We start from the raw sequence: 7,328 nt of genomic DNA on the forward strand, positions 1-7,328 counted from the left end.
CGCCCATCTGCGGCGGGAGCGGATGGATATGACGGAACGTCTTCAAGCGGATCGAATCTGGGCTATACCAGTCAAAAACTGCATGATGCGGTAAAAGAACGGGTTGAAGCGTATCGCACAGAAAATAATTTAAGTAATACGCAGAAAGTGCCGATGGATGCCGTGACGGCAAGTGGTAGTGGACTCGATCCCCATATCACACTGGCAAATGCAACGATTCAGGCGAAACGGATAGCCGCAGCACGAGGAGTTGAAGAGTCCAAAATGATAGAAGCTATCCATAAAAATGCTCAACAGCCATATTGGGGTATCATAGGGGAAGAAAAAATAAATGTCGTAACATTAAATCTAACATTAGACAGAGAATTTGGAAAAGTTAAAATCTAAGGCCGAAAGGCTTCTCGAAGAGGTACAAAAAGCCGAAGAGGGAAATTTCATCCTCTATCTCGGCGCCGCTGCCGGAGTGGGTAAAACATTCGCAATGCTCTCAAAAGGGCGTCAACTCCAACAAAGCGGTATCGATGTCGTCGTCGGCTATCTCGAAGCACACGGACGTGAGGAAACTGAATCGTTAGTCGAAGGTTTAGAGATCATACCCACCAAAAAGATCCGTTACGGCCGTGCAGAATTCGGTGAGGTGGATATTGACGCGATCCTAAAACGTGACCCCGAAGTGGTACTGATCGACGAACTCGCCCACAACAATACACAAGGCTCCAGTTACGAAAAACGGTATCAAGACGTCCTCGAAATCCTCTCCCACGGAATCGATGTTATCTCAACCATGAACATCCAACACATCGAGAGCCTCAACGATATCGTCTACTCACTCACCAATGTTCGAGTCGTCGAAACGGTTCCTGATAGCGTACTTGAGCGGGTGGATAGTTTTCGACTCATCGACACCCCTCCCGATGAGTTGATCGAGCGGCTCAAAAACGGTAAAATCTATCCACAAGAGCGTGTCGAATCGGCACTTAACAACTTTTTTACCGAACAAAATCTGAGTAAACTGCGTGAACTAACACTTCGCAAAGCGGCACTAAAAGTGAGTGATGAACTTAATGAATACTCGGTTGCTAAACGGGATGGCAGAAGAGTCCAGACCAATACGGTGATGGTCTGCATCGATCATCATGAAGAGTCGATGGACGCGGTACGGTATGCCAAACGGCTCAGTGATTCGCTAAAAGCCGACCTTATAGCCCTACAAATCACCTCTGATGCCCCCGGAAATTCCCAAAAAAGTGCTCAGATTCGTAAGCATATCCGTCTTGCTGAGCGACTTGGAGCTACTGTTATCTCGAAAATCTCCGGAGATAAAATCGATGCCGTAATCGAATCGATCGAAGAATATGGCATAACTGAACTCGTCATGACACGACCCAAAAGCCGCTTTTTCGGATTGTTGTTTCCCAATCTGACGAAAAGTGTTATGGATCGCAAACCCACCTGTATAATCGATATCGTACCGTTTGAGAAAAAACATCCTAACCTTTTTGAGCAAATTAACCCTATGCATGGAATATCAGATAATCTTCGTTATTATCTGAACTCACTGGCAATGTTAGTGGCTATAACAGGTATCTCTTTTGTAGGTAAAGAGATGCTCGGTATCGTCAACATCACCCTCCTCTATCTCCTTGTAACACTCTTCACCGCTGTCCGTTACGGAGTAGCTTACTCCTTTTTTACCGCACTGATCGGGGTATTGTTGTTTGATTTCTTATTTATTGAACCTTACTATACGTTTAGTGTTAATGATCTTCGCTATACCCTTTCGTTTATCATCTTTTTGATTGTCGGCTACACGGCAGGGAAACTCTCTGATGGAATCAAAGCCAAAAACAAAGCGATCAAAACCGAAGAGACCCGTTTTCGACGCCTCTATGAACTGAGCACCGGATTGGGAGATTTTGAAAACGAGATAGATGCTTCAGCGTATGCTGTAAAAAAACTTCATGCCATTTTCGAGTCAAAAACGATTGTTTTTATTCCTGATGAAATGAATAATCTCCAAGTCGTAGCGGCAATCATAAATGGTGAGATGCTAAGTCGCGAAGAGTGTCAGTACTATCGCATCGCTTCTAATGAGCAAGCCTGCGCACAATGGGTTTACCGTAACGGTGAAAGTGCCGGAAAATTTACCAATACCCTCCCAAATATCGAAATGACCTTTTTCCCCTCTAAAGCGTTTGACAAAACAGTCGCTGTTGTTGCCGTTGAATTGCCGTTGTTGGATGCTCCCACGTATGAACTCCTTTCAGCATTTATGAATACACTGGCAGTTTCGCTGTGGCGATTCGGACTTTTTCGACAAAATCAACATATCAAACTGGTGGAAGCTTCGGAAAAACTAACCTCCGTACTCTTTAACTCGGTTTATCATGAGCTCAAAACCCCTTTAGCCGCGATTTTAGGGTCGGTGAGTACGATCAATAGCCCGGATGTCACTATCTCTGATGCGTCTGAAAAACAATTACTGGAAAATATCGAAGAGAGTGCTTTTGAGATGGAGCGGATACTTAAAAATCTGCTTGATTTTGCACGACTGGAAAATGGATTGATGCAGTTGAAAAAAGATTGGTGTGATGTAGAGGATATTATCAGGAGCGCCTATCAAAAAGCTCTCAAACAGCATCCACGCGAGGATATGAATTTTAACTTTGATATTGATTCCCCACCGCTCAAAGGGGATTTTTCATTGTTGGAGCAGGCAATGCTCAATCTCTTTGATAATACGTTAAAATATTCAAAAGCAGGAGAAGTGAACGTTCACGCCACAAAACGGGGACCTAATCTCGTAATTAGTGTTAGCAATCCCAGTGATATTAACGCCTCTGAACTCTCCAATATTTTCGATAAATTTTATCGAGCAGAAACCTCGGCGAAAGTCAAAGGTTCTGGTTTAGGACTCTCCATCATTAAAGGGATTATACAAGCGCATAAGGGAAATATTAACGCAACAAAACGCTACGGTGAATTTGTACTCACGATTACTCTTCCAATCGAGTCCAATTCGATGCACATGAATTCAAAAGAGGAGTAAAAATGGGAGCTATTTTATTGGTTGAAGACGACAGCGGAATCCAAAAAATGTTGAGTATCTCTTTGGAGGCGGCAGGATATGAACTCATCAAAGCCAGTTCGGTTAAATCAGGTCTCGTGGCACTTTCTCAAAACCCAATCTCCCTCATCCTACTTGATTTGGGATTACCGGATGGTGATGGTAAAACATTTATCCATGAGGCCAGAATTTTCAGCGATATACCGATTATCGTTGTTAGTGCGCGCGATATCGAGTCAGAAAAAATTGAAGCATTGGAGATGGGAGCAGACGACTATCTCACAAAACCCTTCAGTATTGGCGAGTTGATCGCACGGATAAAAGCGTTGACTCGCCGTGTCAGAGACAAAGATGAATCACTCCATAATGAGATAACGATCGGAAAACTAACCATCAATTTTCCAAACAAAACCGTCTCAATCGATTCCAAATCGATAAAACTGACTAAAAAAGAGTTTGAGCTCTTAGCACTCTTTGCCAAAAATAGAGGCAAAGTGCTCACCCACACGTTTGTACTCGAAAATGTGTGGGGAAGAGGGTATGGAAATGAAACTCACTATCTGCGTGTCTTTATGGCACAACTTCGTAAAAAAATCGAAGAAAATCCCTCAATCCCTCAATACATCGTCACCGAATCAGGAATGGGGTATCGGATGAATGAACCGATCACGAATAACTAGATTTCTCTTTTTAATATTTTCTTGATCCTTTTGTAAATTATCCTGAGATTTACCTGATACAAAAAAACCTATAATTTTGTTCTATTACTCGTGGTACAAAAGGACAGGAATGACGCTAAAAGAGCGAATACAAAACGAACTAATGGTGGTTAAATCATTAGGAGCCGTCTATGGCGACATCGGCACCAGCCCCATCTATACGTTTGCGGTTATTTTATTATTTGTTACCCCCTCACCTGATACGATTATTCAAATCCTCTCATTAATTGCTTGGACTCTGATTTTACTCGTCACCGTACAGTATGCATGGCTAGCTACCAGCCTCTCCAAACGTGGAGAAGGGGGAACCGTCGTATTAGTACAATTACTTCTCCCCTACTTAAAAAAAGGGCGTATGAGTCTACTCGTCGTCGCTTTGGGATATATCGGGATATCGCTACTGATCGGAGATGCCATCATTACACCGGCGATCAGTATCTTAAGTGCCGTAGAGGGGATCAATTTGATTCCCGGTTATGAGAATACTCCTCAGCTTCTTACCCTCCTTATCGCCTCAGGAATTGCATTAGCATTGTTCGCAGTACAGAGTAAAGGAATCGAAAAGGTTGCAAGTGCATTTGGTCCGATAATGGTAATGTGGTTTTCCGTGATGGCTCTTGGAGGAGGCTATTATCTCATCCACTCTCCTGAAATACTCACAGCGTTATCTCCGATTCATGCTATCGAGTTTGTCATCCAACACCCCTATATTGCTTTTATTGTTTTAGCAGACGTCATTTTATGTGCAACGGGTGGTGAAGCTTTGTATGCCGATATGGGACATATGGGGCGAACCCCGATTCTCAAAGGGTGGATTTTTGTTTTTGTCTCCCTCATCCTGATCTATTTTGGTCAGGGGGCATTTTTAATCGATCAACACGAAGCGGTAAAAAATCCATTTTTTGAGATGTTTCATACTCTTATCCCCTCACTCTATATACCGATGTTAATCTTGACGATCATGGCGACGGTCATCGCTTCTCAATCGATGATCAGCGGTGTATTTTCGGTGTTGTATCAAGCGATGACAACAAGAATCTTCCCCCATTTTAACGTCCAATACACCTCCGATGAGATGCGCAGTCAGGTTTATGTCGGATCGATCAACTGGATTCTCTTTGTCTGCGTGGTCTCTGTGCTCTTTATTTTTGAAGAATCAGCCAAACTCGCCGCCGCATTTGGCTTGGCAGTGTCGGGGGCTATGAGCATCACTGGTATTTTAATCACTATGATTTTCATGTATCGACGTGATTATTTTAAAATGGGGTTGGCAATCATAACGGGTTCTTTAAGCTTTTTATTTTTCGTATCGTGCTGGCTCAAAATTCCCCACGGTGGATACTGGTCGTTGATTCTAGCATCAGTACCACTCTTGATCATCGTCATCTATACACAGGGACAAAAACGGCTTTACGCTTCTCTTCAACCAATTAATCAAGAAGATTTTTTAGAAGAATACTCCAAGCAATATCGAACTAGAGATCATATTGACGGAACGGCACTGTTCTTTGCACGTCAATGGGATGCTATCCCAGCTTACATCAGTAAAACAATGTTTCAAAACGGAATCATCTATGACTATAACGTTATTGTCATGATCAAAACCACACATGAAGCCCATGGAATCAGCAGCGAAATTTCACCACTCGGTGAAGGGCTCGATGTGATGAGTATTCATGCAGGATATATGGAAAAGCTAAATGTAGGAGCCATATTAAAAGAAAAGAATATTAACGAACGGACTATTTTTTACGGTGACGAGGAGATTGTATCGAATCGCTTTGTATGGAAATTATACGCGATGATTAAAGATATATCACCGAATTTCGTCAGTTTTTACAATTTCCCCCATGAAAAACTCATCGGGGTATCACGCAGAGTGGAGATTTAACCATGAAAACACTATTTTTTACCCTTACGTTGGCTTCAACGTTGATTTATGGAGGAGATTTCATCGCCAATGCGAAAAGTCATACAGTCGTACAAAACAGTACAAAACTGCTATGGCAAGATGATCCCTCCTCTGCTGAACGGCAAATGAGCTACAAAAGTGCAATGGCGTATTGCGAGACACTTGATTATGCCGATCATACCGACTGGCGTATTCCCTCTGCATCACAATTGCTCTCGATCACAGATACTAGACGAACACCTGCAATTTCAATAGCTTTTTTTCATACGGCATCAGGCTGTTACTGGGTAGAACACGGATCAATCAAGGGGCATGTCGGAATGATCGATTTTTCCGATGGCATGAAAAAAAGTGTCAATGGATTTGAGCAAACTTGTCATGTCCGATGTGTTGTTCATACTTTAAAATAATACTATCTTGATACTTTCCTGAGACGATCTGCGCTACACTTTCCGGATGAAAAAGACACTTTTAATCTATGTGGCATTGATCCTTTTCTTCGGGATCGCCATTGCGCTCATCCTCCACTACGGAACGCTTTTAGAGAGCCATCTTTTCTCTGAAGTCATAGCCCCTGCTGCTTCGTCGCTACCGACAACACTCAGCGATACGTTTCTCAAACAGCTCCAGCATCCACTCCCTTTGTTGCTGATCCAGTTTATCGTTATCATGATCGTCACACGACTCTTTGGCTATCTGGTCTCCTTTGTCACTCAACCGACCGTCGTGGGGGAAATATTGGCGGGGATTATCCTAGGTCCCTCCTTATTAGGGGCATTATTTCCCGATATGTTTATCACCCTCTTTCCCAAAGAGTCCCTCGGTAACCTCCATCTCATCAGTCAGCTCGGGTTAATCTTTTTTATGTTTGTAGTAGGAATGGAACTCGATTTTGATAAAATCAAAAAACAATCGAGTGCTTCGGTGTTTATCAGTCATGTCAGTATCATTTTCCCCTTTTTCTTAGGGGTGGCATTAGCCTACTGGCTCTATCCGATCTTCGCACCCAAAAATATCTCCTTTATCCCTTTTGCCCTTTTTATCGGTATCGCGATGAGCATCACCGCGTTTCCTGTACTAGCACGGATTATCAAAGAGAAAAATATCGGTGATACCCGCTATGGCTCCATGGCGATTACCTGTGCCGCCGCCGATGATATTACGGCATGGTATATTTTAGCCCTCATTATCGCTATTTCCATTTCAGGATCGCTCAGTTCCTCCATCATCTTATTGTTCCTAATCGCCTTATATGTCGTTATCATGTTTTACGTCATACGCCCCCTTTTCGCCAAAATCGGACACTCTCAGAGCGAACGGCTCAGTATGAACGGGATGTCGTTTATTATCGTCTTGCTCCTCCTCTCCTCTCTTGCGACTGAAGCGATCGGGGTACATGCGCTGTTCGGAGCATTTATGGCGGGGGCGATGATGCCCTCATCAGCACTGTCGAGACTCAAAGAACTCATCGCACCGCGTTTGGAATACGTCAGCCTTTTGGTACTATTGCCCCTCTTTTTCGCCCTAACGGGATTACGCAGTGAAATCGGTTTGCTCAACAGTGTAGATGCATGGCTGATTTGCGGCGGGATCATCGTCCTTGCGGTATTCGGTAAACTCTTCGGAAGCG

6 protein-coding genes are annotated in these 7,328 nt (G+C 43.4%); all 6 read left to right on the top strand.

Annotated features, from left to right (window positions below; translation table 11 throughout):
- Nucleotides 1–387 (top strand): potassium-transporting ATPase subunit C (locus WA010_RS02220; protein ID WP_422555548.1); only part of this gene is annotated, 387 nt, incomplete at its 5' end.
- Complete coding sequence (locus tag WA010_RS02225; RefSeq protein ID WP_422555549.1) at nt 368–3,049, top strand: DUF4118 domain-containing protein; 2,682 nt, start codon at nt 368–370, stop codon at nt 3,047–3,049. The genes WA010_RS02220 and WA010_RS02225, both read left to right, overlap by 20 nt.
- Nucleotides 3,050–3,051: 2 nt before the next feature.
- Entirely contained in the window at nt 3,052–3,747 is a 696-nt protein-coding gene (locus WA010_RS02230) for a response regulator transcription factor (protein ID WP_422555550.1), read from the top strand.
- A gap of 109 nt (nt 3,748–3,856) precedes the next feature.
- Nucleotides 3,857–5,677: a KUP/HAK/KT family potassium transporter gene (locus WA010_RS02235; protein WP_422555551.1), complete on the top strand. Its 1,821-nt coding sequence runs from the start codon at nt 3,857–3,859 to the stop codon at nt 5,675–5,677.
- 2 nt (nt 5,678–5,679) lie between these two features.
- Nucleotides 5,680–6,108, top strand: coding sequence for a DUF1566 domain-containing protein (locus WA010_RS02240; protein WP_422555552.1), 429 nt, complete (start codon nt 5,680–5,682; stop codon nt 6,106–6,108).
- A 46-nt stretch (nt 6,109–6,154) separates the two neighbouring features.
- Nucleotides 6,155–7,328, top strand: a 1,174-nt coding sequence (locus WA010_RS02245) for a cation:proton antiporter (protein WP_422555553.1), incomplete at its 3' end; no start/stop codon positions are given.

The organism is Sulfuricurvum sp. (assembly GCF_049305995.1).
GTDB lineage: Bacteria > Campylobacterota > Campylobacteria > Campylobacterales > Sulfurimonadaceae > Sulfuricurvum.

Excerpts from the sequence above, each read along its gene's own strand:
- WA010_RS02230 (WP_422555550.1), top strand. The coding sequence starts at position 3,052 with ATGGGAGCTATTTTATTGGTTGAAGACGACAGCGGAATCCAAAAAATG.
- WA010_RS02235 (WP_422555551.1), top strand. The coding sequence starts at position 3,857 with ATGACGCTAAAAGAGCGAATACAAAACGAACTAATGGTGGTTAAATCA.
- WA010_RS02240 (WP_422555552.1), top strand. The coding sequence starts at position 5,680 with ATGAAAACACTATTTTTTACCCTTACGTTGGCTTCAACGTTGATTTAT.